Origin of the sequence: Pseudomonas sp. LFS044 (assembly GCF_047978245.1) — a bacterium.
In the GTDB taxonomy this organism is placed as follows: Bacteria; Pseudomonadota; Gammaproteobacteria; order Pseudomonadales; family Pseudomonadaceae; genus Aquipseudomonas.
Window position 1 is genome coordinate 18,990 of the sequence record NZ_JBFPFX010000030.1, and the last position, 23,323, is coordinate 42,312.

Sequence of the window (23,323 nt, forward strand, 5' to 3'; positions counted from 1 at the left end):
GCAAGGCAACGTTGCTGCGTAGACCCCGTCACGGTTTGGGCGCCACGCAAGCCTGCGCTGTGAAGTGCTTCACGCGGGCGGCACTTCCGTCAGCTCCTGCAGAATCTGACCAAGGTCGAGTTCGATGGCCAAGGCGATGAAACTCACGCTGTCACGCTCACCCACGGGGAACACCGTCGCCTGGCAATCGGCTGGCAACATCACGTGTTCCCCACACTTCACGTGATGTGTCGAACCGTCGGCCATCTCGATTTTCAAGCCGCCAGAAGTCGCAAACAACAGAAGATCGCTGACCGGGTTCAGTTGGCCTGCAGTGCGCAGATGGCGATATTCGACGATCCAGCCGTCGCTCAAGAAGCTCTTGCTCAAGTCGTAGCTGAGCGAGCACTCCAGAGACAAACCACTCAGTGCACCAAACACCTGATCACGCGGCAGGCCATGCGGTATGAGGCGTGCAAACTGGCTCAAACTTGAAAGTGTCAGCGTCTTGCGTACTCCGCTCATGGCGAGTTCCCTGTCGGGTGCGTGCACGGGTCTAGCGTCCACTCACGCATAGAGCGTGATCGCGATATGCGCCGCGATACCGGCAGTTACGCTGAATATCAAACTCCGCGTGAAATAGGCCACCAGCGCTACCGGAATGGCGGCCAGCAGGTCGGCATTGAGCGGCATCAACGTGCCGTCCTTGGCCATCAGCAGGGCCGGCACGGTGATGCTGGCGATGATTGCCACGGGCAGGTATTCAATGACGTCGTTGAATACCTTTGGGGTTCGTTCCATCCTGAAAAACAATGGCGTGGCGCGGGTCAGGTAGGTGATGGCCATCATCAGCGCGACGGCGGCGATCAGGTATTTTTCTTCAGGCATAACCCCACTCCACAGCCCACGGCGGTTGCAATGAATACGTTCAAGGGGGACGTGTTGAGCGCATTGAGCAGGCACGTTGCAACAATGACGACGAGTGCGATGATGAACTTGGTCCTGGTGTTGCACAGCGAAATCAGCACGAAGATCATCATGGCGGTCAGCGCATAGTCCAGCTTGAACTGCGAGAACCGGTGCAGCGCATCGGAGGCCACGGCGCCGACCAGTGCTCCGGCAATCCAGCTGGCATGGCACCAGGTGTTGAACTGCAGCATGTAGCCCGGCGAAGTGTGCTTGCGGCTTTCCAGCCGTTGGCTGTGCAAGGCAAAGGACTCATCGGTGAGGCCGAACGCGTACATCAACTTCTGCGCTTTGCTAATACCCAGCCCCTCGCTGCGTTTGGCCATGTACATGGCCATCAACACATGCCGCGAATTGATCAGCAGTGTCGATAAGGCGATCGAAAGCAGCGGTGCGCCCGTGGTGATCAATGTCAGTGCGGCGAACTGCGCAGCACCGGCGTAGACGAACACGCACATGGCCACCGGCAGCCACAGCGGCAAGCCGGCATTGATGCACATCACGCCAAAGACGAAGCTGACGACAAAGTAGCCGGTGATGATCGGCAGTGCATCGAAGAAGCTCTCTTTGCGCGAAACAGGGAGCAGCGCCACTTCGGTCATAGATCGACCTCGCAGGTAATTTCACCACGGGTTTGCTGAAACCCTTGTTTCTGCCAGAAGTTCAGCGCTGACGCATTGCCCGCCTCAATGAACAGGAAAATGCGCCGAATGCCGTGCTGGCGAAAATCACTGAGGATCGAGTTGGTCAACGAAGTGCCGATCCTGCTGTGGCGATAGTCCGGTGAGACCGCCAAGTGGTTGATGGTGCCTCGCGTCCCCATCGAACCACCGGCGACCGCACCGATGATTGCCCCGCTGTGGTTTTCGGCAACATAGCAGTAGGTATTGTCCGAACCCAGCAAGCCTTTGAGCAGGTCTTCATTCTGCCAGTCGCAGAACGACACTTCGTCGAAACGCTTGAGGAAGTTGACCAGTTTCGCGGCATAGAACGGCGTGGCTTTCTTGATGGTCAGGCCGTTGATATGTTCAGGTGTGGCCTGCTTGAGCAGTGCCTGTTCAAGGCTACCGGACAATGTCATGTTCGCTACCCGGCCGAGAGAAGGAAATGGCAATGATCTGCCGGTAGCCCATTTCCGAATCGCTGGGGTTGATGGCCGGCGTGACGTAGTGCTGCAGTTCGCGGTCGAGGAAGTACGTGGTATCGAGAATCTCCAGGTAGGTGCCGGAGTCGATTACGTTCGACTGCTTGTCGTAGACCTTGCTGGTGGCGCCTTCGATATTGTGGCGGCCCCAGAAGTGCACGCCACTGAACGGGTAACCGTCGCAGTGAATGCCTTCAGGCGTGATTTCGATCTGCGCGCCAGGTTTGACTTCGATACGGATCTGGTGCACCTGGCACTGCCAGGTGACGTTGTGCAGTGCTTCGGGCAGTACAGCTTTATAGACGTCGAAATCGAGCTTGATCAGCGCACGCAGTACCGGCGAGTTGAACACATCGCTGGAGACGTCGTCGAAGTGGCGGCGCATGCCACCGACATATTGGTTATGGGCTTCCGATTGTTCATACGCGCGGTGCTCGAGTTGCTGCAGTTCACCGCTGACCGGGTTGTAATCGAAGTCGCTGTAACGGCGATAGCGGGTGCCCTTGTCGGCTTGGCCGTAATAACGGTCGACACCCATGGTTTCCCAACTTCTGGAAAACTCGACAAAGTGGCCAAAACCACCGCTCAGTTCGAAATCACTGCCCAGTACGTTGACGGTCTTGTGTTGCCGCAGTGCGTCGTCGATGTTGCGTTTCAGTGCAAGCATTTGGCATCTCTTCTTATTAAAAACTGCCGGTAATCTAGCAGGCGAAATGATGGCAGAAACTTCACTTATTTTTGACGTGCCTCAACCGGCGCTTGCTGGCGAGCGGCCGGGCGGGCAGACAGGGGCAGGGTAGTGCGCTATGCTCGTTGGCCTCGTTGCAAGCCGGCTTCAGCGAGAAAGGGAGGGGAGTGGAATGGATATCAGGGTTCTCAGAAACATTGTGAACGTCGCCAGGACGGGGTCGATCACCGATGCAGCCGAACAGGTGCATGTCACTGTGCAGGCTTTGGCCGCGCAGCTGAAAAAACTTGAAGATCACTGCGGCTTCAAGCTGTTCGACCGTACCAACAAAGGGGTGTCACTCACCCAGGAAGGGGCGGGCATACTGCCTCATGTGCTGGAGATCGTCCGCTCATCCGAGCGCATGCAGCTCAAGATCAATCAATTGCGCGAGCGCCAGAGCCAGCCCCTGCGCGTTGCCTTGAACAGCACTCTGTCGATGGAGATCAACCAGCAGATCATGGGTGGGGTGGTCGGCAACCTGACCGGTTGCAGCCCGATCTTCAGTTGTTCGGAAACCCCCGACAACCTCACCAAACTGGCCAAGGGCGAAGCCGACATGGTGGTGATCCTGGGTGACAGCGTGCCCGCTGGCTTCTATTCGGTGTCCCTCAAGGGCCTGCGTATCGAGGTGGTGGCCTGCTCGGTCAGTGATGACGCCGTGCCTTCGGTGGTCATCAAGCCCTTGCCCGAATGCCCTTACGCCTCGATCTTCTCGCGCTTTGCCGAGCGCAGGACCGGCGCGCTGCAAGGGGCGACGGTGTTCCATTCCGGCAGCGAGATCGTCAGCGTTTCCATGATCAAGAGCTTCGGCGGCATGGGCGTGCTTTCCCGGGCGGTGGCCGAGGCCAATCAGCTGTTCGTCTGGCCAGGCTTTTCCGACTTCCTCGATGTTTACCTGGTGATGAAAGAGCCGTGGATCGTCGAAGAGGAGTTCCCGCAGTTTTGCCCGGTGCCGTCGCCGATACGCAGCTTCGAGTCGATAAGCGCCTAGCACCGGCCGGTATTGGTTGGATCCAATGACCGGGTTCTGTATCATCCCGCCGCCATCAGAATGATGGCCGAAGATGATGCATTTAAAGGACTTAGTATGAAAAAGCTGTTCAAGGCCACTGTAGCCGTCGCTGTCGTTTCGGGCGTTGCCCTGCTGTCGGGCTGCACTGGCCAGGTCTACAACGCGCAGAAAAACTGCTCGTATGACTACCTGTTCCACCCTTCGGTTTCCATTTCCAAGGTCATCGGTGGCTGCGGCCCGATCGACAAGCTGCCTGCGCCGCAGTGATCTTGGCTACACCCTGATCGGGGCGCTTGCGGCCTGATCCAGAACCCCCGGTCACGCTTGTGCCGGGGGTTTTTGTTTGCCTGCCATTGAGGTGGCGAAGGTGCTACCAGCGCAGCGATACCGTGCCAAGCACCGTGCGTTCTTCACCCCAGTAGCAGCGCCCGGCATTGTTGCAGCCGGCCACATATTCTTTGTCGAACAGGTTTCGCGCATTCACTTCGACCGACCAGTTGTCATCGATGGTGTAGCCCACCTTGGCATCTACCAGGGTGACGTCACCGGTGTCGAGCTTGCCGTACAGGGTGGCCGGGGTGTAGGCAAAGGTGCTGTCGAAATGACGCACGCCTGCACCGAGCTGCAGGCCTTTGAGCAGCCCGTCGCGCATGCGATAGGTGCTCCATACCGAGGCCTGGTTGCGCGGAACGCCGGTCATCTGGTGGTCCTCGTAAAGCGACCCCGCCACATCCTTGGTGATGCGCGAATCGGTATAGGTATAGGCAGCGGTCAGGTTCAGGTTCTCGCTCAGGTCGCTGTTGAGTTCCAGCTCCACACCCTTGGCCCGGCTGGCGCCGATCTGGCGGTAATCACCGACGCTGGCGTCGAACAGCACATCGTCCTTCTTGCGCAGGTCGTACACCGACGCGGTGAAGGCGGTATTCCAGCCCTTGGGTTCGTACTTGATGCCCACTTCGTACTGTTCGCTGGTGGTCGGGTCCAGCGGGCCGCTCCTGCTTTCGGTTTGCTGGGTCGGGGCGAAGGCGGTGGAGTAGCTGAAGTAGGGCGACAGGCCGTTTTCGAACTGGTACATCACACCGGTCTGCCAGGTGAAATCGCTGTCCCAGCTGTCCATGTCGGCTTGCGCGTTAAGGGTGCCGGCCTTGTTGCGGAACTGGCTGTTGACCCGGTCCAGGCGCCCGCCGAGCAGCAGTACCCAGTTGTCGACCTTGGTCTGCAGCTGGCTGTAGAGGCCATACATGGTTTGCTCGAGCAAGGCGTTCTGCACGTGTAAGGGCGTGCTCGGCTGGCCGTTCCAGACCGGGTTGAAGACGTTGATGGTACCGCCATTGCCGGCGTCCCAGTCCTGGTTGAACGAGGTGCGGTCCAGGCTCGCTCCCAGCAGCAGGGTGTGTTCGAACGCGCCGCTGTGGAAGTTGCCTTCGAACTGGTTGTCCAGCGAGTAGGCGATGGATTTGTTATAGCGGTCGTAGGCCTGGTTGCTCAGGATGGTGCCGAAACCGCCGTTGTTGAGGTTGCCGGGCCACATTTCCTGGCGGTCGATGCGCGACTGCATGTAGCGGGAGTTCTGGCGGAACTGCCAGGTGTCATTGAAGCGGTGGCTGAAGGCGTAGCCCAGGCTCCAGGTTTCACGCTCGAAGTTGTCCCAGTCCGGGTTGCCGGACAACTGGTCCTTGTCGATCTTGCCGTTGGGGTTGTGCAGCAGTGTACCGGCGGCGGGGTAGCCCAGTTCCATCAAGGTGCGGTCGCGCTGGTAGGTCGCCAGCACGGTCAGGCTGTTGAACTCGTCGAAATTCAAGGTCAGCGATGGCGCCAGGTACAGGCGGTCATCCGGCTGATGATCGACCTGGGTGTCAGACTTGCGGCCCATCATTACCAGGCGGCCGAGGACATTGCCTTCTTCGTTCAGCGGGCCCGAGACGTCCACGCCCAACTGGCGGCGATTGTGCGAGCCGTAGCTCAACTGCACTTCACCGCGGGTTTGTTCGGTCGGCCGTTTGCTGACCAGGTTGACCACACCCCCCGGCGCATTCTCGCCATAAAGGATCGAGGTCGGGCCGCGGAACACTTCCACCCGCTCCAGGCCGTAGGGTTCGCTGCTGGTGTCATAGCGGTTGCCCTGCACCCGCAGGCCGTCGCGCAGCAGGCCGTAGCCGTAGTCGGTGGCGTTGAAGCCGCGGATGAAGAACAGGTCGCCGGCCTGGCCATCACCGCCGGCGAAGGGCGGTGAAAAGATGCCCGGGACATAGCCGAGTACTTCGGTGAGGGTCTGCGATTGCTGGTCGTCCATGCGCTGGCGGGTGACCACCGACACCGAGCGCGGCGTGTCGGCCAGGGCGCTGCTGGTCTTGCTGGCGGTGGCGCTGGTGACTGCGCGGTAACCGGTGTCGCCCTGGCCATTGCTGGTGAGCTCGGCGGCGGCATTGACTGCTGTGGCATCCAGTTGCAGGGCATTGCCTTCGGCGACTGGTTGCAGCACGTAACCGGCATTGCCCTGCGGCACTGCCTGCAGGCCGCTACCCTGCAGCAGCAGGGCCAGGCCCTGGGCGACGCTGTAACGGCCCTGCAGGCCCTGGCTGGTTTTGCCGGCGGCCAAGGCGTTGCTGCCGGCCAGGTAAATGCCGGCCTGGCTGCTGAACTGGTTCAGGGCAGCCGCGAGCGAGCCAGGGGCAATGTCGAATTGGGTCTGGGTGCCGATTGGCTGTTCGGCGTAGGCCAGCGCTGCGGGCAGCATCAGCGGCGCGGCAGCGCACAGGTAAAGCGGCGCGGCAAGCGCCAGGCGGAACGCGGGGTGGAAAGGCGTCGGCATGCGGGTCCCTGGAATCGATGTACTGTGAAGTGAAGTGGCTTGTGAGGGATAAACCGAACGAGTCGAGGAAAAGGGAACCGGCGACCGAAGATTATTTTCACCCAGCCCTTCAGGCGGGCTCGACACTCACCCACCAGGGCGTCAGTTTTTGCACGCGAACAGGCAACGCCGCTTGCAGCAAGGCCAGCGCACGGTCGCTATCGTTGAGCGGGAAAGCCCCCATCACCGACAGCTGGGCCACGGCCGGGTGCCAGCCCAGATGACCATGGCGGTAGCGGCCCAAGGTCTGCAGCAACTGCGCCAACGGCATGCCTTCGGCATTGAGGCGCTGGTGGATCCACGACTCCCCAGCGCTCTGTGCCGGGCCCGTGGCGCCGATGCCCCGGGCGGTAAAATTCACCTGCTGGCCGGCTTGCACAATGCACCGCTCGCCGCTGAGCGCCGTGCACACCTCAACCGCGCCGGCATACACATCCAGCCGCGTGGTTTCGTCCTGCTGGTACACCGCGAAACGCGTGCCCAAGGCTTGCATGCGGCCCTGGGCGGTATCGACCAGGAATGGCCGGCGTGGTTCGTGGGCGGTTTCCACGAGGATTTCACCGAAGCGCAGGTGCAGCACACGGGCCAGTGCAGAAAAGTCCAGGTCCACCGCAGTCTGTGCCGCCAGCCACAATTGGCTACCGTCAGCCAGGCGTGTTTCACGGGTTTCGCCGATGCCGGTAGCAAGGTCTGCACTCCAGCCCGACAGTGGCGCCCCACGCCAGGCATGCCAGCCAAGCAGCGAGCTGGCACCCAGCACCAGCAGTGACTTGAGCCCTGTGCGGCGGCTGAAGCGCTGCGCATCCTGTGCGCGCAGCACCCGGCCCGCGCCCGTGCTCTCGGCCTGCAGCGGGGCAAAGCGCTGGCCGACACGCTGCACGTATTGCCAGGCAACCTGGTGGTCAGCGTGCTGGTCGAACCAGCACTGCCACTGCTGACGCAGCTGCGGGCCGACATTTTCGTCCTGCAGTTGCACATACCAGTGGGCGGCTTCCTGCAAGCTGGCGTGGCTGAGTTTTTGCGCAGGCGTCGTCATGGCGTCATTCCACCAGCAGGCCGTCGAGCTCGGCTTCGAGGATGGCGCAATGCACGAACGCCTGGGCCAGGTACTTCTTGACCATGCGTTCGCTGACGCCTATGTGCGCGGCGATATCGCGGTAGGCCAGGCCATCGATCTGCGCCATCAGAAAGGCCTGCCTGACCTTGGCTGGCAGGCGCAGCAACATGGCGTCGACTTCGTGCAGGGTCTCGATGATCAGTGCGCGTTGTTCGGGGGAAGGTTGCAGGGCGGCGGGCTGCAGGCTCAAGTGTTCAAGCCAGGCCATTTCCAGCTTCTGTCGGCGCCAGTGGTCGATGCACAGGCCGCGGGCGATGGTTGCAAGGTAGGAGCGCTCACCGGTGTGGCCATCGAACTGGCGGGGGCGATGCAGGATGCGCACAAAGGTGTCCTGCACCAGGTCTGCGGCATCCGGGCGATTGCCAAGGCGCCGGTACAGAAAGCCCAGCAGCCAGCGCGAATGGCTCTGGTACAAGGTATGGATCGGGCTGTTCGGCTCAGGTATCGAAACCACGGCGGCATCCGGCGCTGGCACTGAATGGGTGCGAATGAGAAATGATCGCAATAGTAGGGCTGGCAGAAGAATACTGCAATCGGTGAAATAAGTGGCGACATGGCATGAGACAACCTGCCGCCTTGCGCCGGCTCGCGCAATTTGTTTGTGCTGGCAATTCATATACAATCAGCGAAACGATTCAGCCCTGTCGGTCAATTCGACAAAAGCCTGGGTCGTTTTCTGGTTCTTTAAGCCGCTGAACAATGATCACAACAAGCCTGCGCGGAAGAACACGAAACACCTGGGCCAGCCACAGGCCCTACCTTCGTTCTACTGACTGGAATTGATCAATGTTCAAGAAAGCTGGCAAGACCTTGCTGGGTCTGGCTGTCGCTGCGAGCTTCATGCAAGCGCACGCCGCAGAAACCAAGAAAGTCGATGTGCTGCTGGTCGGCGGCGGCATCATGAGCTCCACCTTGGCCGTGTGGCTGCACGAGCTGGAGCCAAGCTGGTCGATGGAAATGGTCGAGCGCCTGGACGGCGTCGCCGAAGAAAGCTCCAACGGCTGGAACAACGCCGGCACCGGCCACTCCGCGCTGGCCGAGCTGAACTACACCCCGGAAGACAAAGACGGCAACGTCAACATCTCCAAGGCCATCGAGATCAACGAAGCCTTCCAGATCTCCCGCCAGTTCTGGTCGTGGCAGGTCCGTCAGGGCGTGCTGAAGAACCCGCACTCGTTCATCAACACCACCCCGCACATGAGCTTCGTCTGGGGCGATGACAACATCAAGTTCCTGAAGAAGCGTTACGACGCGCTGCAGGCCAGCCCGCTGTTCCGCCCGATGCAGTACTCCGAGGACCACGCGCAGATCGCCAAGTGGGTCCCGCTGATGATGCAAGGCCGCGACCCGAACCAGAAGCTGGCGGTGACCTGGACCCCAATCGGCACCGACGTCAACTTCGGGGAGATCACCCGCCAGTTCGTCGGCCACCTGAAGACCCAGGACAAGTTCACCCTGCAACTGTCCAGCGAAGTTCAGGACATCACCCGCAACAAGGACGGCTCCTGGCACGTCGAGTACAAGAACCTGAAGGACGGTACCGAATCGGCTACCGACGCCAAGTTCCTGTTCATCGGTGCAGGCGGTGGCGCACTGAAGCTGCTGCAGAAGTCGGGCATTCCTGAAGCCAAGGAATACGCAGGCTTCCCGGTTGGCGGCTCGTTCCTGGTGACCGAGAACCCGACCATTGCCATGCAGCACATGGCCAAGGCCTACGGCATCGCTTCGACTGGCGCGCCACCCATGTCGGTACCGCACCTGGACACCCGCGTGCTGGACGGCAAGCGCGTGATCCTGTTCGGGCCATTCGCCACCTTCTCGACCAAGTTCCTGAAGAACGGTTCGTACCTGGACCTGCTCAGCAGCACCACCCTGCACAACGTATGGCCAATGACCAAGGTGGGCATCGAGCAGTACCCGCTGGTCGAGTACCTCGCTGGCCAACTGATGCTGTCGGATGACGACCGCTTCGAAGCGCTGCGCACCTACTTCCCGGACGCCAAGAAAGAAGACTGGAAACTGTGGCAGGCCGGCCAGCGCGTGCAGATCATCAAGCGTGATGCAGACAAGGGCGGCGTGCTCAAGCTGGGCACCGAAGTCGTGGCTTCGCAAGACCGCACCATCGCAGGCCTGCTGGGCGCATCGCCAGGTGCCTCGACCGCCGCACCGATCATGCTGAACGTGCTGGAAACCGTGTTCAAAGAGAAAGTCGCCACCCCTGAATGGCAAGCCAAGATCAAAGAGATTGTGCCGAGCTACGGCACCAAGCTCAACGATTCGGCGGCTGCCACCCAGAAAGAGTGGAACTACACCGCTGAAGTCCTGCAGCTGGAGAAGCCACCGGTGATCGACCAGAGCGTCGGCACCACCACTGGCGTCACCCAGCCGGTCGAAAGCAAGCCCGAGAACGACATGGCGCTGTAAGCGGCACGGTTGTGATCAAAAGCCACGGGGGTGACCTCGTGGCTTTTTTTTGCCTTCACCGGCCGCTTCGCGGGCAAGCACACCCCCACAGGGGCGGCACTGAATTACCGCTGACGCAGAATGCACGCCAGCAAGTCGGGGAACCGTTCGTCGAGCATTTCGCTGCGCAGCGAGTTCATGTGGGTGGTGCCGACATTGCGCGTATGCACCAGCCCCGCATCCCGCAATACGCGGAAATGGTGGGACATGCTCGACTTCGGCCGGCCGCCGTCCAGCTCGCCGCAGCTGGCTTCGGCCACGCCCGCCAGGTGGCGCACGATCTCCAGGCGCACCGGGTCGCTCAGGGCGTACAGCAGGCGCTCGAGAATCAGGTCTTCAGGGTTGGGGTGTTTGTAGGCTCGCATGCCGCCATGATAACGGGGGTTTCATTAATTGCCATAGTTCGATTATGATCGAACTATCGTATTCAGATGAACCCGGAGTTTTCCCATGTCCGCCTTGTTCGAACCCTACACCCTCAAAGACATTACCCTGCGCAACCGCATCGCTATTCCACCGATGTGCCAGTACCTGGCCGAGGACGGCATGGTCAATGATTGGCACCAGGTACACTACGCCAGCATGGCCCGCGGCGGTGCCGGCCTGTTGGTGGTCGAGGCTACTGCCGTTGCACCGGAAGGCCGCATCACCCCCGGCTGTGCCGGTATCTGGAGCGACGCCCACGCCCAGGCCTTCGTGCCCGTGGTAAAGGCAATCAAGGCTGCAGGTTCGGTGCCGGGCATCCAGATCGCCCACGCCGGCCGCAAGGCCAGCGCCAACCGCCCGTGGGAAGGTGATGACCATATTGCGGCGGATGACGCGCGCGGCTGGGGCACCATCGCCCCGTCGGCCATCGCCTTTGGTGCCAACCTGCCGAAAGTGCCCCGTGAAATGACCTTGGCTGACATCGCCCGGGTGAAGCAGGACTTCGTCGATGGCGCCCGCCGTGCGCGGGAGGCGGGCTTCGAGTGGATCGAACTGCACTTCGCCCATGGTTACCTGGGCCAGAGCTTCTTCTCCGAGCACTCCAACCAGCGTACCGATGCCTACGGCGGCAGCTTCGAGAACCGTAGCCGCTTCCTGCTGGAAACCCTGGCGGCCGTGCGTGAGGTCTGGCCGGAGCACCTGCCGCTGACTGCGCGCTTTGGTGTGCTGGAATATGACGGCCGCGACGAGCAGACCCTGGATGAGTCCATCGAGTTGGCGCGCATGTTCAAGGCCGGCGGCCTGGACCTGCTGAGTGTCAGCGTCGGCTTCACCATCCCGCAGACCAACATTCCGTGGGGCCCGGCGTTCATGGGGCCGATTGCCGAGCGCGTGCGCCGTGAAGCGGGCCTGCCGGTGACGTCGGCGTGGGGCTTCGGTACGCCGCAGCTGGCTGAGGGCGCGCTGAAGGCCAACCAGCTTGACCTGGTATCGGTGGGGCGTGCGCACCTGGCCGACCCGCACTGGGCGTACTTCGCGGCCAAGGAGCTGGGCATGGAGAAAGCAGCCTGGACCTTGCCGGCGCCTTACGCTCACTGGCTTGAGCGTTATCGTTGAGTTGCTGATCCAGCAGTAGCCTGCACGGGCCTCATCGCGGGCAAGCCCGCTCCTACCCCCGCGTTTGCGTCGGGCGGTGGGGGCGGGTTTGCCGCGCAACAGGTCCGCGCTTTATTTGCGCCACCCCACCTCAGCCAACGCCGCCAGCAACCGCTCCCCAGCCAACCCTGGCACCAGCACCCCATCGGCGGTGTACATATCCTCCCCAGCCAGCATCGCGTTGACGATCGCTTCTTCCACCGCCTCGGCTGCGGCCATGAACAGCGGTGTGATGTGGTCGTTGTTGAGCATCTGCACCGCCTGGCTGAACGGCACGCCCTTACGTCCATAGGCCGCCGGTGGCAGTTGCTGTTCGGCAGTCGAGAAGGCGACGAACAGATCACCGCTGGCATCCTCGGTACCGCCCCCGGTGCGGGCAATGCCGATCGATGCCCGTTGGGCCAGGCGCTGACACTGGTGTGGCAGCAGCGGCGCATCGGTCGCGATGATCACCACGATCGAGCCCATGCCCGGCTCACCACGTTCGGCAAACGGTGAGGGAGTGTCGCCCAGCACCCGGCCGACAGGGTAACCATCGACCCGCAGTTCACGGCGCTGACCATGGTTGGCCTGCACCAGCACACCCACCGTCCAGCCACCCTGATCGGGCGTCAGGCACCGGGAGGCGCTGCCAATGCCCCCTTTGAACTCATGGCAGATCATGCCGGTGCCGCCGCCCACCGCGCCCTCGGCGACCGGGCCGGGCTCTGCGCGAGCGAGCGCTTCGGTCACCTGCGCAGGCCCAACGTGCTGCCCCCAGATGTCGTTGAGCAGGCCATCGTAGGTTTCCAGCACCACCGGCATGCACCAGTACACCGACGGGTCGGCCAGGCTGTCGCGCTCGGCAGCGATCAGCGCATCGCGCACCACGCCGACGCTGTGGGTGTTGGTGATGGCGATCGGCGTGGTCAGCAGGCCCGCTTCGCGGATCCATTCAAGGCCGGTGGCATCGCCGTTGCCGTTCAGCACATGAGCGCCGGCAAAGCAGGGCGCCAGGCGCGCCTCTGCCGGCCGCGGCTGCACCACCGTCACGCCAGTGCGTACCTGCTTGCCGCCGGTACCTTCGGCAAGCAACGTGCTGTGGCCGACACGTACACCGGGGACATCGGTGATCGCGTTGAATGCTCCGGGTTGGCCAAGGCCCAGGGTGATGCCAAGTTGACGAGCGCGCATAGGAATTCCTGTAAGTCAGAGTTTCTGGAAGGCTGGGCTGAACTTGCCGTAAGTGCTGTAAAGGATCACCGAAACGACTAGCAGCACGAGAATGATGAGGATGTCGCGAAGCGGCGCACCCAGCAGGCCGCTGAGCAGCAGGTAGCCCGCACCGACCACCGCCACCAGCGCTGGCAGTGGCCACAGCGGCATGCGGTACGGGTGCTCGCGGTCGCTACGCAGCACGCGGCTGAACAACCCGCACAGGGCAACCGCCAGGTAGACCATCAGCAGCAACAGCACGGTGAACGAGGTCATCTCTTCGAGGTTGGAGCTGAAGCTCAGCGCGGCGGAGGGTATCGCCAGCAGCAGGGTGGCCAGCCAAGGCGAACCCCAGCGTGGGTGGATACGCGTGAACAGGCGGTTGAGCGACGCCGTCCACAGCTGGTCGCGGCCACTGCTGAAGATCACCCGCCCCGACTGGATGACAATGGCGATGATGGCATTGAACACCGAGAGGAAAATGCCCGCGCTGACCAGCCGCGACAGCGTTGGGTTGCCATGCGCATTGAGCAGATAGCCGATCGGGTCGGGGCTGGCGAGCATGGCCTGCAGGGAGGGCGCGCCCAGCAGCAGGGCGCAGATGGGTACCAGCTCGATTGCCACCACCAGGGCCAGCGACCACAGCACCGCGCGATGGGTGCTGCGGCCGCCGTCTTTCATGTCCTCGGCCAGCACCACGGCGGCGCCGAAGCCGTTGTAGGCGAACAGCGCGGTACCGATCGAGGCGAACACCAGTGCCCAGGGGGCGGCGGCGAGCAGGCCGTGGTCGATGTGCAGGGGCGTGACCAGCACGCTCAGCGGCTGGCTGACGTTGCCCAGCCCCAACACCACGATCACCAGCACCGCGGCCACTTCGCACAGCAGGAACACACCGGTGACCCAGGCGTTGAGGCGGATGTTGAGGATGCCCAGGGCATAACTGCCGGCGACGATCGCCAGGGCCACGGCCTGGGTATCGAACGCGGTGCCCAGTGCGTTGTTCAGGTAGGTGGCGGCGCCGGTAGCAAGCACCGGCGGGATGAACAGCAGCGAAACCAGCACGGTGAGAAAGGTCGCGTAGCCGGCCATGCCGCCGAACACCCGCTTGGCATACACGTATTCACCGCCTGCCGAGCTGTGGGCGCGGCCCAGTTCGGCATAGCACCAGGCGAACATCAATGCCAGCAAGCCGGCCAATACAAACGCCAGGAAGGCACCGCTGCCGGCCTGGGCAATGGCGAAGGGCGCAATGACGAACACGGAACTGGCCGGGGTGACGGCCGATACCGTGATCGCGACCACGTCGAGCATACCCAGGCTGGGCTTGAGCGCACTGTCGTGCATGTCGTTTTCCTCGAATTGTTATTGGGGGTTGAGGCAGTAACGAAAGAAGGGGGCGCCCTCTCGACGGGGCGCTGCGTGGGTTGCAATCTAGGCTTGGGCCGGTTGCCGGCCAATTACCCTTTGGGGTTACGCCCCTTGACGCGGGCGTTGCAAAGGAGGGAAATCGCATCAGCGTTCAGGGGAGCCGACACGATGCACAACGTTTTTCATGAAGTCGGCATGCATGCCAACCTTGGCCGTACCATCGAACAGATTGGCCAGCCGCGCTTCTGGAAGCAGCTGATTTTGCTGCTGCACCGCTGGCTGCCGTTCGACAACGCCCTGGCGGCGTTCTACCCCCTGAGCGGCACACCGGTGGTGCAGGAGGAGCACGACGCCGGGCGGCAGGCAGGCCCGGCGGCAATGTCGCTGTACTTGAGCGGGTTGTACCAACTCGACCCGTTCTACCTGGCCTGCCAGGACGGCGTGAGCAGTGGCCTGCACCGGCTGGATGAGGTGGCGCCGGACCAGTTCCACCAAAGCGAGTACTACATCAGCTGGTTCCAGGCCCACGTGCTGGAAGACGAGGTGCAGTTCATTCTGCAGCTTGCCGGGGAGGGCGCCTTGACCTTGTCGCTGGGCAGGGGGCTGGCATTCGACGCCGAGCAATACGGCCTGCTGGCGATGCTTTGCCCATGGGTGCTGGCGCTGATGCAACAGCATTGGCAGGCTGGCCGCAAGCGCGCACTGGCGCAGGACGAGCCGGTCGCCGAGCAGGTGCGCGATGCGCTCAGCCAGTTCGGCGCGGGGGTGTTGTCCGAGCGTGAGCTGGAGATTGCCCGGCTGATCCTGCGAGGGTTCTCATCAAAGGCCATGGCCGAGCGGCTGCGGATTTCACCGGAGACGATCAAGGTGCACCGGCGGCATCTGTACACCAAGCTCGACATTTCGTCACAGCCGGAGCTGTTTTCGCTGTTTCTGCAGTCATTGGGGCATGATCCGCAGCATCCTTGAATGCAGTACCGGTGGCGAGTGCGCCCGCGCGAGGTTCACGCCCCGGCAGTAGCGCCAGGCGACGGCGCGCCAGCAGGGTTGGCGCTTGTTGCTGCCAGGCGACGCTGCCACTGCTGGTAAAGCGCGCTGGCCCTCTCCATTCGCGCCAATTTCAGCACTGCCAGGATCAACCCGACCATGCAGATCAGGGCGAAACCGGCCAGGATTGAACGTTGCTCTTTCAGGCCTTTTTCCACGTGCGAGGTGTAAGCAGGGTCCATGAAGAACGAGCAGACGATATCCAGTTTGTCATCCGCCAAGTAAGCGTTGAACGGCTGCCTGCCCTCGGGCGTGCGGCATTTTTCGGCCGTGAGAAAACGCTCGGGCCACCACATTTCGAATTTGATGTCATTTTCCGACAGGTAGAATGACGGCGTATCAGGTGAGTCCTTCAACGAGACCATCAGGTATTTGGACTCCGAAGCAAGGGGAACAGGCGCTATCGCGCAAACCAATACGATCAGGAACCCGAACAACCAGCCGAATTTCTTGCGAGCGAAACGGTGTGTCGCGAAATTCGGGGCATTGAAGTCGGCCCAGTCCATGTAACGGCGATTGCGGCCAATGTCGCTCGGGCTAAAACCATTTTCGATGATCCAGCGATGGGCGAGGGCCGCTTCCTGTAAGTTTGTTGCAGGAATGTTGAACTCGTAGCGGAAGAATTCGATATCACGCAGCTCTTTTCTCATGGCATTCAATGGTGATTGGTCGTCGAATTCCGTCTTGCCACCGAAGCTGCGCCAAATCAGATCGCGTAGGAAGTAGAGCGAACCGGCCCGGCTATAGATGAACCAGAGCAGCCAGAAAAACAGAGCCAATAAGCCGAAGCCACCGAGTGGGGCCAGGGTTTCGGCACTCCATACCAGGGGTGTAGCGACAGGTGTTGTCATGTCAGATCCTTGGACATTAATAATGTGCAGGCCCATGCATGACCCCGAGCCCGTGAAAGTCACGCGGCAGAGCGGCCTATGATAAAAGCCGTAAGAGAGGCGTGTCGCTGCAGAAACTTCCTAGTGTGCTGTAGGAAGTTTCTGTGGTTGTTCCGGAATCACGTTGTAGCGAACAAAACACGTGCCTCGTCAAAACACTGCTCGGCAATCGCCGAACGTGGCTCGCTGCGGCGCAGCAGCAGGCCGACCGGGCTGTGGATGCTGGCGTCGGCGATGGGGATGATGCGCATGTGGTCGCTCAAGTCTTCCAGGCCGCAATCGAGCGGCATGATTGCGCAGCACACGCCGGTGTTGATGGCCTGGACCAGCTGGAAGCTGGAGTCGCTTTCCAGCACGGCGTTGGGTTCCAGGCTGCGGCTGCGAAAGCTCAAGTCCAGCGACTGGCGGTAGTGCATGCCTTTGCTCAGCAGCCCCAGGGGGATCCTGGCGAGGTCCTCCCAGGCCAGGGTGCCCGCCGCGAATTGAAAGTGCCGGGTATCGTGCAGCAGGCCCATGGTGGTTTTGCCCAGTTCGATTACTTCGAAGAAGTTGGCATTGACCTGGTCCAGGTAGCAGATGCCCAGGTCGAGCTGGTTGCGGCTCAGCCCATCCATGATCTGCTCGGTGCTGTGCGAGCTGAGCTGAAACTGCAACTCTGGGTATTTTTCGCGCAGCGGCAGCAGCAGTTGCATAGGGTTGAAACTGGCCAGCGGCACGGTACCCAGGCGCAGGCTGCCGACCACCTGGCCACGGCAGCTGGCGGCCTCGGCCTGCAGGCCATCGTGGGCAGCGAGCAGTGTGCGGGCCCAGGCCAGGATACGTTCGCCAGCCTCGGTAAAGCCTTCGAAGCGCTGGCCGCGCTTGACCAGCACCAGGTCCAGTTCGTCCTCCAGGTTGCGCAGGCGCATGGACAGCGTCGGTTGGGTGATGTGGCACAGCGCTGCGGCCTGGCCGAAGTGGCGGGTCTGGTCGAGGGCGATGAGGAACTTGAGCTGCTTGATGTCCATGGGAAAGCCTGGCGTCTGGTTATGCTGACCTTAACCAAGTCAGCGATAGATGTCATTGATCGGGCGGTACGCCATATCGATTGGACGCTGCGGGGCCAGGCCCTTTAGCGTGGCGCTACTGCCACTCAAGGAGCCACACCGTGCGCGTCAAACCCGACGCGGTCTTCGTACCGCTCAACATCGCCGTACTGACGGTCAGCGACACCCGCACCTACGACAACGATACCTCCGGCGAACTGCTGGCCAGCCGCTCGGTGCAGATTGGCCACCGCCTGGTCGCACGCGCGCTGCTCAAGGACGACCTGTACAAGATCCGCGCCCAGGTTGCCACCTGGATTGCCGATGAGCAGGTGCAGGTGGTACTGATCACGGGCGGCACCGGCTTTACCGGGCGCGACAGCACGCCGGAAGCGGTGGAATGCTTGTTCGACCGGCGTATCGACGGTTTCGGCGAGCTGTTCCGCGCGCTGTCGATTCTCGATATCGGCACCTCGACCGTGCAAAGCCGGGCGCTGGCCGGTATGGCCAATGGCACCCTGGTGTGCTGCCTGCCGGGCTCGACCGGCGCCTGTCGCACGGCATGGGAAGGCATCCTGGCGGAGCAGCTGGATGCGCGGCACCAGCCGTGCAATTTCGTCAAACACCTCAAACCCATCGAAGCCTGCGAAAGCCGCGGGTGATCTGTACCGGCCTCTTCGCGGGGCAAGCCCGCTTCCACTGAGGCAGGTGGTGGATCCGAGGTTTTCTGTGGGAGCGGGCTTGCCCCGCGAAGAGGCCGGCATTGCCAACATCAATGTTCAGCTCAGCACATGCTCCACCGGCTGCAACGCCGGTGGCAATGGCTGCACCCCCAGCGCCCCCAGCACATCGCGCTCGACCGTGCGTACCATGGCATCGGTCGGCAAATCGTTTTCGTCCCGCCCGAACGGGTCTTCCAGCTCGTTGCCGATCGCATCCAGCCCGAAGAACGTGTACCCGACGATGGTGGTGAACAGCGGCGCCAGCCAGCCCAGCGGCTCGGCCAGCGCAAAGGGCAACAGCAGGCAGAAGATGTAGATGGTGCGGTGCAGCAGCAAGGTATAGGGGAACGGCAAAGGTGTGCCTTTGATGCGCTCGCAGGTGGCCTGGACCTCCGACAGCCCGACCAGGCGTTGCTCCAGCAGGCTGTAGCGCCAGTCGCTGATCTGTTGCTGCTCGGCCAGGCGTGAGCAGCGCGCGCCGATGGCCTGCAGGATACCGTCACAGACATTGTGCGGGCTGACCGTAGCGGCGTTGACCAGCCACGGTCGGGCGGCTGCCACATCATCCTCGTTGCGCAGCCGTGCATTCAGCGCATGGGCAAACCCGCACAGGCTGCGCAGCAGCTCGGCACGCACGGTTTCATCGGCAATCACCACGCTCTCACGCACGAACGAGCGGGTCTCGATGATCAACTTGCCCCAGGCCTTGCGCCCCTCCCACCAGCGGTCGTAGCAGGCGTTGTTGCGAAAGCTCATGAAGATCGACAGCGACAGGCCGAGCAAGGTGAAGGGTGTGGCGCTGACCGGGTAGAAAAACGCCGGGTAGTGGTGCTCGACCAGCACAATCAGCGCGGCCAGCAAGGTGACCATCAGGCAGCGCAAGGCAATGCGCTTGACGATTGAACCCTTGAGGGTGAACAGCACGCGCAGCACATCAGGGCGGGAGTGGACGATCATGGAAATCCTGAGGCAGCCGATCAGCCGCCGGTCATGTTCATGAAACGCAGGATCTGCACATCGCCACCCACTTCGAAGTGGTGGCGGTAGGGCTTGAGGTGCAGCGAGTCGCGGATGGCTTTTTCCAGCCGCTCGGCATCGCCTGGATGGCCGCGCAGCACCTGCTTGAGGTCCATCGAGTGTTCGTTGCCCAGGCACAGCAGCAGCCGGCCTTCGACGGTCAGGCGCACGCGGTTGCAGGTGGCGCAGAAGTTGTGGCTGTGCGGCGAGATGAAGCCGACGCGGGTACTGGCCGCTTCGGCCAGGCGCCAGTAACGGGCCGGGCCCTGGGACGATTCGGTCGATTCGACCAGGGTGAACTGCTCGGCCAGGCGCGCGCGGACCTCGTCGCTGGAGCAGAACGACTCGCCGCGCTCATGCTCGCTGATCACGCCCAGCGGCATTTCTTCGATGAAGGTGATGTCCAGCTCGCGGTCGATGGCGAAGCGCACCAAGTCGACCAGTTCGTGATCGTTACGCCCCTTGAGCACCACGCAGTTGAGCTTGATACGCTGAAAGCCCGCGCGACGCGCCGCGTCGATGCCGGCGATCACCTGCGTGAGGTCGCCGGTGCGGGTCAGTTGCTTGAAACGCTCGGTATCCAGGCTGTCCAGGCTGATGTTCAGGCGTGACAGCCCGGCGTCGAACAGGGGCTGGGCCAGGCGACCGAGTTGCGAGCCGTTGCTGGTCATGCACAGTTCGCGCAGGCCGGGCAGGGCAGCGATGCGCCCGCACAAGTCGACGATGCCCTGGCGCACCAAGGGCTCGCCACCGGTCAGGCGGATCTTGCGGGTGCCCAGGGCAACGAAACGCTCGGCTACCTGGAACAGCTCTTCGAGGCTGAGAATTTGCTGGCGCGGCAGGAACTGCATGTCTTCGGCCATGCAATAGACGCAACGGAAGTCGCAGCGGTCCGTGACCGACATCCGCAGGTAGTCGATTTTCCGATTGAAGCCGTCGATCAGGGCCCGGCTGTTCTGTTCCACGTTCGCGCTCGGCAGGGGAGGGGTTTCAGGACCAAGCTATAACCTGCGGTGCGCCCCGTCAAATTGCTTTCCCCGACTGCTTGATCGATCTCCTCTATCACAGCTGCAGGCCGCGTATTCAAAGGGGCTGCAGCGCCTGTCCGATCCATCATCGAAACGGCCTATCACCCCGTAAGACATTTCGATTGGACGGCCCTATGCCGGCATCCATAGGCTGGAAACAAGCACCGGACGACACGATCCGCTGCACCTTTTCGATGCCCGCGTGAGGATTGACCGCATGAGCCAGGACGAACACATCAGGGACTACAAGGGGCCGGCCGCCGGCTGGGGCGCGCTGAAGAGCGTGACCAAGAGCTGGCTGGGCAGCGACAATGCCTTCAAGAACCTGCGGGCCATGCTCAAGACCAACCAGAACGGCGGGTTTGACTGCCCGGGCTGCGCCTGGGGCGAGTCGCCGGAAAGCGACATGGTGAAGTTCTGCGAAAACGGCGCCAAGGCGGTCAACTGGGAAGCGACCGGCCGCTCCGTCGACCCGGCGTTCTTCGCAAAATACAGCGTCAGCGCCCTGGCCGAGCAGACCGATTACTGGCTCGAGTTCCAGGGCCGCCTGACTCACCCGATGCGCTATGACGCGGCCACCGACCACTACGTCGAAACGTCCTGGGAAGAGGCCTTCGCCCTGGTCGCCAAGCACCTGCGGGCGCTCGAATCGCCCGATCAGGCCGAATTCTACACCTCGGGCCGGGCCAGCAACGAAGCGGCGTTCCTCTACCAGCTGTTCGTTCGCGCCTATGGCACCAACAACTTCCCCGACTGCTCGAACATGTGCCACGAGGCCAGCGGCGTGGGCATGTCGGAAACCCTCGGGGTGGGCAAGGGCACGGTGGTGTTCCATGACCTGGAGTTGGCCGACGCGATCTTCGTCATCGGCCAGAACCCCGGCACCAACCACCCGCGCATGCTCGAACCGCTGCGCGAAGCGGTCAAGCGCGGCGCCCAGGTGGTGTGCTTCAACCCGCTCAAGGAGCGTGGCCTGGAGCGCTTCCAGCACCCTCAGCACCCGTTCGAGATGCTCAGCAACGGCTCCGAGCCGACTACCAGCGCCTATTTCCGCCCGGCCTTGGGCGGCGACATGGCGGCCATGCGCGGCATCGCCAAGTACCTGCTGCAGTGGGAACGCGAAGCCCAGGCCAAGGGTGAGCCTGCGGTGTTCGACCACGCATTCATCGCCGAGCAGACCAGCGGCGTCGATGATTACCTGGCGGCGGTGGATGCCACTTCGTGGGAGCACATCGTCGAGCAGTCCGGGCTGACCCTGGCCGAGATCGAGCTGGCGGCGCGCATGTACCGCAAGGCCGAGCGGGTGATCATGTGCTGGGCCATGGGCGTCACCCAGCACCGTCACTCGGTGCCGACCGTGCAGGAAATCGTCAACCTGCAGCTGCTGCGCGGCAACGTCGGCAAGCCCGGCGCCGGCCTGTCGCCGGTCCGCGGCCACAGCAACGTGCAAGGCGACCGCACCATGGGCATCGACGAAAAGCCCAAGGCGGCGCTGCTCGACGCGCTGGAAAAACGCTTCCACTTCCGCGTGCCGCGTGCTCATGGGCACAACGCGGTGCTGGCGATCCAGGCCATGGAAGAGCAGCGTGCCAAAGTGTTCATCGCCCTGGGCGGCAACTTCGCCCAGGCCACCCCGGACACCCCCCGTACCCACGCGGCGCTGCGCAACTGCGCGCTGACCGTGCAGATTTCCACCAAGCTCAACCGCTCGCACCTGGTCACTGGGCGCGATGCGCTGATCCTGCCGTGCCTGGGCCGTACCGAAATCGACCTGCAGGCCGAAGGGCCGCAAGGCGTGACCGTGGAAGATACTTTCAGCATGGTGCATATCTCCCACGGCCAGCTGCGCCCGCGCTCGCCGCACATGCGTTCGGAGCCGTGGATCGTCGCCGGCATGGCCAAGGCCACCCTGGGTAACCAGCCCATCGACTGGGAATACGCCGTGGCCGACTACAGCCGTATTCGCAGCATGATCGCCGATGTCATTCCGGGCTTCGCCAACTTCAATGAGCGCCTGCAGCACCCGGGCGGCTTCCACCTGGGCAACAGCGCTGCCGAGCGCAACTGGCGCACTGCCACCGGCAAGGCACGTTTCAGTGCCAGCCAGTTGCCCGAGCAACTGGTCAACGCCAAGGTGCTGGCACGGGGCGACAAGCCGGACCTGATCCTGCAGACCATGCGCTCGCACGACCAGTACAACACCACCCTGTACGGGCTTGATGACCGTTACCGCGGGGTATTCGGGTTGCGAGAGGTGGTGTTTGTCAGCGAGGCGGATATCCGTCGGCTGGGCTTCGAGCCGGGCGAGCATGTAGACCTGGTGTCGCTGTGGGAGGACGGTGTGGAGCGGCGGGTGTCGGGGTTCCGTCTGGTGCCGTATGACATACCGGATGGGCAGGCAGCGGCTTACTACCCGGAGACCAACCCGCTGGTGCCGCTGGAGAGCTATGGCGAGGGGACTTACACGCCGACGTCGAAGTTCGTGGCGATTCGGTTGGAGAAGGCCAGGGCCGGTAACCGGATCGAGGCGGTGCTGGCGGCGGATTGATCGGTTGCCTGTGCTGGCTCCTCGCGGGCAAGCCCGCTCCTGCAGGATTGATGCAACCCTCAAGACCTGTGCCGTACCTGTGGGAGCCGGCTTGCCGGCGATGAGGCCAGCACAGGCAGCCCAAATCAGCTTCTGTGCACCGGATAAGCCGTGGTGTACTTCATCTGCTCCATGGCAAAACTGGAGGTGATATTGGAGAGCCCGTCGGTGCTGGTAATCAGCTTCTTGTAGAACCGGTCGTAGGCCGCAATGTCACCGACCACCACCCGCAGCATGTAGTCCCAATCCCCCGACATACGATAGAACTCCATCACCTCCTCGAAGCCCTTCACCGTCGTGGCAAACCGTTCCAGCCAGGCACTGTCGTGGCACTGGGTCTTGAGCTGGACGAACACCGTCAGCCCCAAGCCCAGGCGCTCGGGGTCGAGCAGGGCGACGCGGCCGAGGATGTAGCCGTCTTCTTCCAGGCGCTTGACCCGCTTCCAGCAGGGTGTGGTAGACAGGTTGACGGCCTCGGCCAGGTCTTTCAGCGAGATCGACGCGTCGCGCTGGAGCAGGGTGAGGATGTGCTGGTCGAAGCTGTCCATATCGGTTACAGGCCGGTCAGAAAAATATTCCCCAGATTACTCCAACAATAGAAA

23 protein-coding genes are annotated in these 23,323 nt (G+C 62.4%); 7 read left to right on the top strand and 16 right to left on the bottom strand.

What is annotated here, in order from left to right; translation table 11 throughout:
* Positions 1-69: 69 nt before the first annotated feature.
* Genes ACNQPL_RS21745 through ACNQPL_RS21765 form a run of 5 tightly spaced genes read right to left on the bottom strand, consistent with a single transcriptional unit; the run spans position 70 to position 2,756 of the window.
* Complete coding sequence (locus ACNQPL_RS21745) at positions 70-504, bottom strand: hypothetical protein (protein ID WP_416467882.1); 435 nt, start codon at positions 502-504, stop codon at positions 70-72.
* A 42-nt stretch (positions 505-546) separates the two neighbouring features.
* Positions 547-867, bottom strand: coding sequence for an AzlD domain-containing protein (locus ACNQPL_RS21750; RefSeq protein WP_346611701.1), 321 nt, complete (start codon positions 865-867; stop codon positions 547-549).
* Positions 846-1,547: an AzlC family ABC transporter permease gene (locus ACNQPL_RS21755; RefSeq protein ID WP_346611700.1), complete on the bottom strand. Its 702-nt coding sequence runs from the start codon at positions 1,545-1,547 to the stop codon at positions 846-848. The genes ACNQPL_RS21750 and ACNQPL_RS21755 overlap by 22 nt, the downstream gene beginning before the upstream one ends.
* Positions 1,544-2,026, bottom strand: a complete 483-nt coding sequence (locus tag ACNQPL_RS21760; RefSeq protein WP_346611699.1) for a GNAT family N-acetyltransferase — start codon at positions 2,024-2,026, stop codon at positions 1,544-1,546. Before ACNQPL_RS21760 ends, ACNQPL_RS21755 begins: the two co-directional genes overlap by 4 nt.
* A complete protein-coding gene (locus tag ACNQPL_RS21765; protein ID WP_346611698.1) occupies positions 2,010-2,756 on the bottom strand; it encodes a 2OG-Fe dioxygenase family protein in 747 nt (248 codons plus the stop codon). The genes ACNQPL_RS21760 and ACNQPL_RS21765 overlap by 17 nt, the downstream gene beginning before the upstream one ends.
* Positions 2,757-2,949: 193 nt before the next feature.
* On the opposite strand from ACNQPL_RS21765, the gene ACNQPL_RS21770 reads away from it, so the two are divergent.
* Together ACNQPL_RS21770 and ACNQPL_RS21775 are read left to right on the top strand one after the other, a co-directional pair.
* A complete protein-coding gene (locus ACNQPL_RS21770) occupies positions 2,950-3,810 on the top strand; it encodes a LysR family transcriptional regulator (protein WP_346611697.1) in 861 nt (286 codons plus the stop codon).
* 96 nt (positions 3,811-3,906) lie between these two features.
* Complete coding sequence (locus ACNQPL_RS21775) at positions 3,907-4,098, top strand: DUF4223 family protein (protein WP_346611696.1); 192 nt, start codon at positions 3,907-3,909, stop codon at positions 4,096-4,098.
* Between the two features lie 103 nt (positions 4,099-4,201).
* Here the strand turns inward: ACNQPL_RS21775 and ACNQPL_RS21780 are convergent, their stop codons facing one another.
* From ACNQPL_RS21780 to ACNQPL_RS21790, 3 genes are all read right to left on the bottom strand, one after another.
* Positions 4,202-6,643 (bottom strand): TonB-dependent siderophore receptor, encoded by a 2,442-nt coding sequence (locus tag ACNQPL_RS21780; RefSeq protein ID WP_416467883.1) that lies wholly within the window; start codon positions 6,641-6,643, stop codon positions 4,202-4,204.
* A 109-nt stretch (positions 6,644-6,752) separates the two neighbouring features.
* On the bottom strand, positions 6,753-7,718 hold the full coding sequence (locus ACNQPL_RS21785) for a FecR domain-containing protein (RefSeq protein ID WP_416467884.1): 966 nt from the start codon (positions 7,716-7,718) through the stop codon (positions 6,753-6,755).
* 4 nt (positions 7,719-7,722) lie between these two features.
* Positions 7,723-8,253: a sigma-70 family RNA polymerase sigma factor gene (locus ACNQPL_RS21790; protein ID WP_416467885.1), complete on the bottom strand. Its 531-nt coding sequence runs from the start codon at positions 8,251-8,253 to the stop codon at positions 7,723-7,725.
* A 332-nt stretch (positions 8,254-8,585) separates the two neighbouring features.
* Here ACNQPL_RS21790 and mqo point away from each other — a divergent pair, with 332 nt between their 5' ends.
* On the top strand, positions 8,586-10,223 hold the full coding sequence (gene mqo, locus ACNQPL_RS21795) for a malate dehydrogenase (quinone) (protein ID WP_346611692.1): 1,638 nt from the start codon (positions 8,586-8,588) through the stop codon (positions 10,221-10,223).
* Between the two features lie 104 nt (positions 10,224-10,327).
* Here mqo and ACNQPL_RS21800 read toward each other — a convergent pair whose 3' ends face one another.
* Positions 10,328-10,627 (bottom strand): ArsR/SmtB family transcription factor, encoded by a 300-nt coding sequence (locus tag ACNQPL_RS21800; RefSeq protein ID WP_346611691.1) that lies wholly within the window; start codon positions 10,625-10,627, stop codon positions 10,328-10,330.
* A gap of 85 nt (positions 10,628-10,712) precedes the next feature.
* Here ACNQPL_RS21800 and ACNQPL_RS21805 point away from each other — a divergent pair, with 85 nt between their 5' ends.
* Positions 10,713-11,804, top strand: a complete 1,092-nt coding sequence (locus tag ACNQPL_RS21805) for an NADH:flavin oxidoreductase/NADH oxidase (RefSeq protein ID WP_416467886.1) — start codon at positions 10,713-10,715, stop codon at positions 11,802-11,804.
* 111 nt (positions 11,805-11,915) lie between these two features.
* On the opposite strand, the gene ACNQPL_RS21810 is transcribed toward ACNQPL_RS21805, so the two are convergent.
* A complete protein-coding gene (locus tag ACNQPL_RS21810; protein ID WP_416467887.1) occupies positions 11,916-13,016 on the bottom strand; it encodes a P1 family peptidase in 1,101 nt (366 codons plus the stop codon).
* Between the two features lie 15 nt (positions 13,017-13,031).
* The gene (locus tag ACNQPL_RS21815) at positions 13,032-14,381 is read right to left on the bottom strand and encodes an APC family permease (protein WP_346611688.1); all 1,350 of its coding nucleotides are present in this window, start codon (positions 14,379-14,381) and stop codon (positions 13,032-13,034) included.
* A 192-nt stretch (positions 14,382-14,573) separates the two neighbouring features.
* Here ACNQPL_RS21815 and ACNQPL_RS21820 point away from each other — a divergent pair, with 192 nt between their 5' ends.
* Positions 14,574-15,374 (top strand): helix-turn-helix transcriptional regulator, encoded by an 801-nt coding sequence (locus tag ACNQPL_RS21820; RefSeq protein ID WP_387528672.1) that lies wholly within the window; start codon positions 14,574-14,576, stop codon positions 15,372-15,374.
* A gap of 35 nt (positions 15,375-15,409) precedes the next feature.
* On the opposite strand, the gene ACNQPL_RS21825 is transcribed toward ACNQPL_RS21820, so the two are convergent.
* Complete coding sequence (locus tag ACNQPL_RS21825; protein WP_416467888.1) at positions 15,410-16,303, bottom strand: DUF6216 family protein; 894 nt, start codon at positions 16,301-16,303, stop codon at positions 15,410-15,412.
* A 158-nt stretch (positions 16,304-16,461) separates the two neighbouring features.
* On the bottom strand, positions 16,462-17,349 hold the full coding sequence (locus ACNQPL_RS21830) for a LysR family transcriptional regulator (protein ID WP_416467889.1): 888 nt from the start codon (positions 17,347-17,349) through the stop codon (positions 16,462-16,464).
* 140 nt (positions 17,350-17,489) lie between these two features.
* On the opposite strand from ACNQPL_RS21830, the gene moaB reads away from it, so the two are divergent.
* Positions 17,490-18,029 (top strand): molybdenum cofactor biosynthesis protein B, encoded by a 540-nt coding sequence (moaB, locus tag ACNQPL_RS21835; RefSeq protein ID WP_416467890.1) that lies wholly within the window; start codon positions 17,490-17,492, stop codon positions 18,027-18,029.
* 117 nt (positions 18,030-18,146) lie between these two features.
* Here moaB and ACNQPL_RS21840 read toward each other — a convergent pair whose 3' ends face one another.
* Complete coding sequence (locus tag ACNQPL_RS21840; RefSeq protein WP_346611683.1) at positions 18,147-19,046, bottom strand: bestrophin family protein; 900 nt, start codon at positions 19,044-19,046, stop codon at positions 18,147-18,149.
* A gap of 20 nt (positions 19,047-19,066) precedes the next feature.
* Positions 19,067-20,071, bottom strand: a complete 1,005-nt coding sequence (gene moaA / locus ACNQPL_RS21845; protein ID WP_346611682.1) for a GTP 3',8-cyclase MoaA — start codon at positions 20,069-20,071, stop codon at positions 19,067-19,069.
* Positions 20,072-20,351: 280 nt separating this feature from the next.
* Between moaA and ACNQPL_RS21850 the strand changes: the two genes are divergently transcribed.
* Positions 20,352-22,682 (top strand): FdhF/YdeP family oxidoreductase, encoded by a 2,331-nt coding sequence (locus tag ACNQPL_RS21850; RefSeq protein WP_346611681.1) that lies wholly within the window; start codon positions 20,352-20,354, stop codon positions 22,680-22,682.
* Between the two features lie 125 nt (positions 22,683-22,807).
* On the opposite strand, the gene ACNQPL_RS21855 is transcribed toward ACNQPL_RS21850, so the two are convergent.
* Complete coding sequence (locus ACNQPL_RS21855; RefSeq protein WP_346611680.1) at positions 22,808-23,269, bottom strand: Lrp/AsnC family transcriptional regulator; 462 nt, start codon at positions 23,267-23,269, stop codon at positions 22,808-22,810.
* Between the last annotated feature and the right edge of the window lie 54 nt (positions 23,270-23,323).

What these genes read in the sequence shown, in the direction of transcription:
- ACNQPL_RS21745 (WP_416467882.1), bottom strand. Translation starts at nt 504, where the DNA reads ATGAGCGGAGTACGCAAGACGCTGACACTTTCAAGTTTGAGCCAGTTT.
- ACNQPL_RS21750 (WP_346611701.1), bottom strand. Translation starts at nt 867, where the DNA reads ATGCCTGAAGAAAAATACCTGATCGCCGCCGTCGCGCTGATGATGGCC.
- ACNQPL_RS21755 (WP_346611700.1), bottom strand. Translation starts at nt 1,547, where the DNA reads ATGACCGAAGTGGCGCTGCTCCCTGTTTCGCGCAAAGAGAGCTTCTTC.
- ACNQPL_RS21760 (WP_346611699.1), bottom strand. Translation starts at nt 2,026, where the DNA reads ATGACATTGTCCGGTAGCCTTGAACAGGCACTGCTCAAGCAGGCCACA.
- ACNQPL_RS21765 (WP_346611698.1), bottom strand. Translation starts at nt 2,756, where the DNA reads ATGCTTGCACTGAAACGCAACATCGACGACGCACTGCGGCAACACAAG.
- ACNQPL_RS21770 (WP_346611697.1), top strand. Translation starts at nt 2,950, where the DNA reads ATGGATATCAGGGTTCTCAGAAACATTGTGAACGTCGCCAGGACGGGG.
- ACNQPL_RS21775 (WP_346611696.1), top strand. Translation starts at nt 3,907, where the DNA reads ATGAAAAAGCTGTTCAAGGCCACTGTAGCCGTCGCTGTCGTTTCGGGC.
- ACNQPL_RS21780 (WP_416467883.1), bottom strand. Translation starts at nt 6,643, where the DNA reads ATGCCGACGCCTTTCCACCCCGCGTTCCGCCTGGCGCTTGCCGCGCCG.
- ACNQPL_RS21785 (WP_416467884.1), bottom strand. Translation starts at nt 7,718, where the DNA reads ATGACGACGCCTGCGCAAAAACTCAGCCACGCCAGCTTGCAGGAAGCC.
- mqo (WP_346611692.1), top strand. Translation starts at nt 8,586, where the DNA reads ATGTTCAAGAAAGCTGGCAAGACCTTGCTGGGTCTGGCTGTCGCTGCG.
- ACNQPL_RS21800 (WP_346611691.1), bottom strand. Translation starts at nt 10,627, where the DNA reads ATGCGAGCCTACAAACACCCCAACCCTGAAGACCTGATTCTCGAGCGC.
- ACNQPL_RS21805 (WP_416467886.1), top strand. Translation starts at nt 10,713, where the DNA reads ATGTCCGCCTTGTTCGAACCCTACACCCTCAAAGACATTACCCTGCGC.
- ACNQPL_RS21810 (WP_416467887.1), bottom strand. Translation starts at nt 13,016, where the DNA reads ATGCGCGCTCGTCAACTTGGCATCACCCTGGGCCTTGGCCAACCCGGA.
- ACNQPL_RS21815 (WP_346611688.1), bottom strand. Translation starts at nt 14,381, where the DNA reads ATGCACGACAGTGCGCTCAAGCCCAGCCTGGGTATGCTCGACGTGGTC.
- ACNQPL_RS21820 (WP_387528672.1), top strand. Translation starts at nt 14,574, where the DNA reads ATGCACAACGTTTTTCATGAAGTCGGCATGCATGCCAACCTTGGCCGT.
- ACNQPL_RS21825 (WP_416467888.1), bottom strand. Translation starts at nt 16,303, where the DNA reads ATGACAACACCTGTCGCTACACCCCTGGTATGGAGTGCCGAAACCCTG.
- ACNQPL_RS21830 (WP_416467889.1), bottom strand. Translation starts at nt 17,349, where the DNA reads ATGGACATCAAGCAGCTCAAGTTCCTCATCGCCCTCGACCAGACCCGC.
- ACNQPL_RS21840 (WP_346611683.1), bottom strand. Translation starts at nt 19,046, where the DNA reads ATGATCGTCCACTCCCGCCCTGATGTGCTGCGCGTGCTGTTCACCCTC.
- ACNQPL_RS21850 (WP_346611681.1), top strand. Translation starts at nt 20,352, where the DNA reads ATGAGCCAGGACGAACACATCAGGGACTACAAGGGGCCGGCCGCCGGC.
- ACNQPL_RS21855 (WP_346611680.1), bottom strand. Translation starts at nt 23,269, where the DNA reads ATGGACAGCTTCGACCAGCACATCCTCACCCTGCTCCAGCGCGACGCG.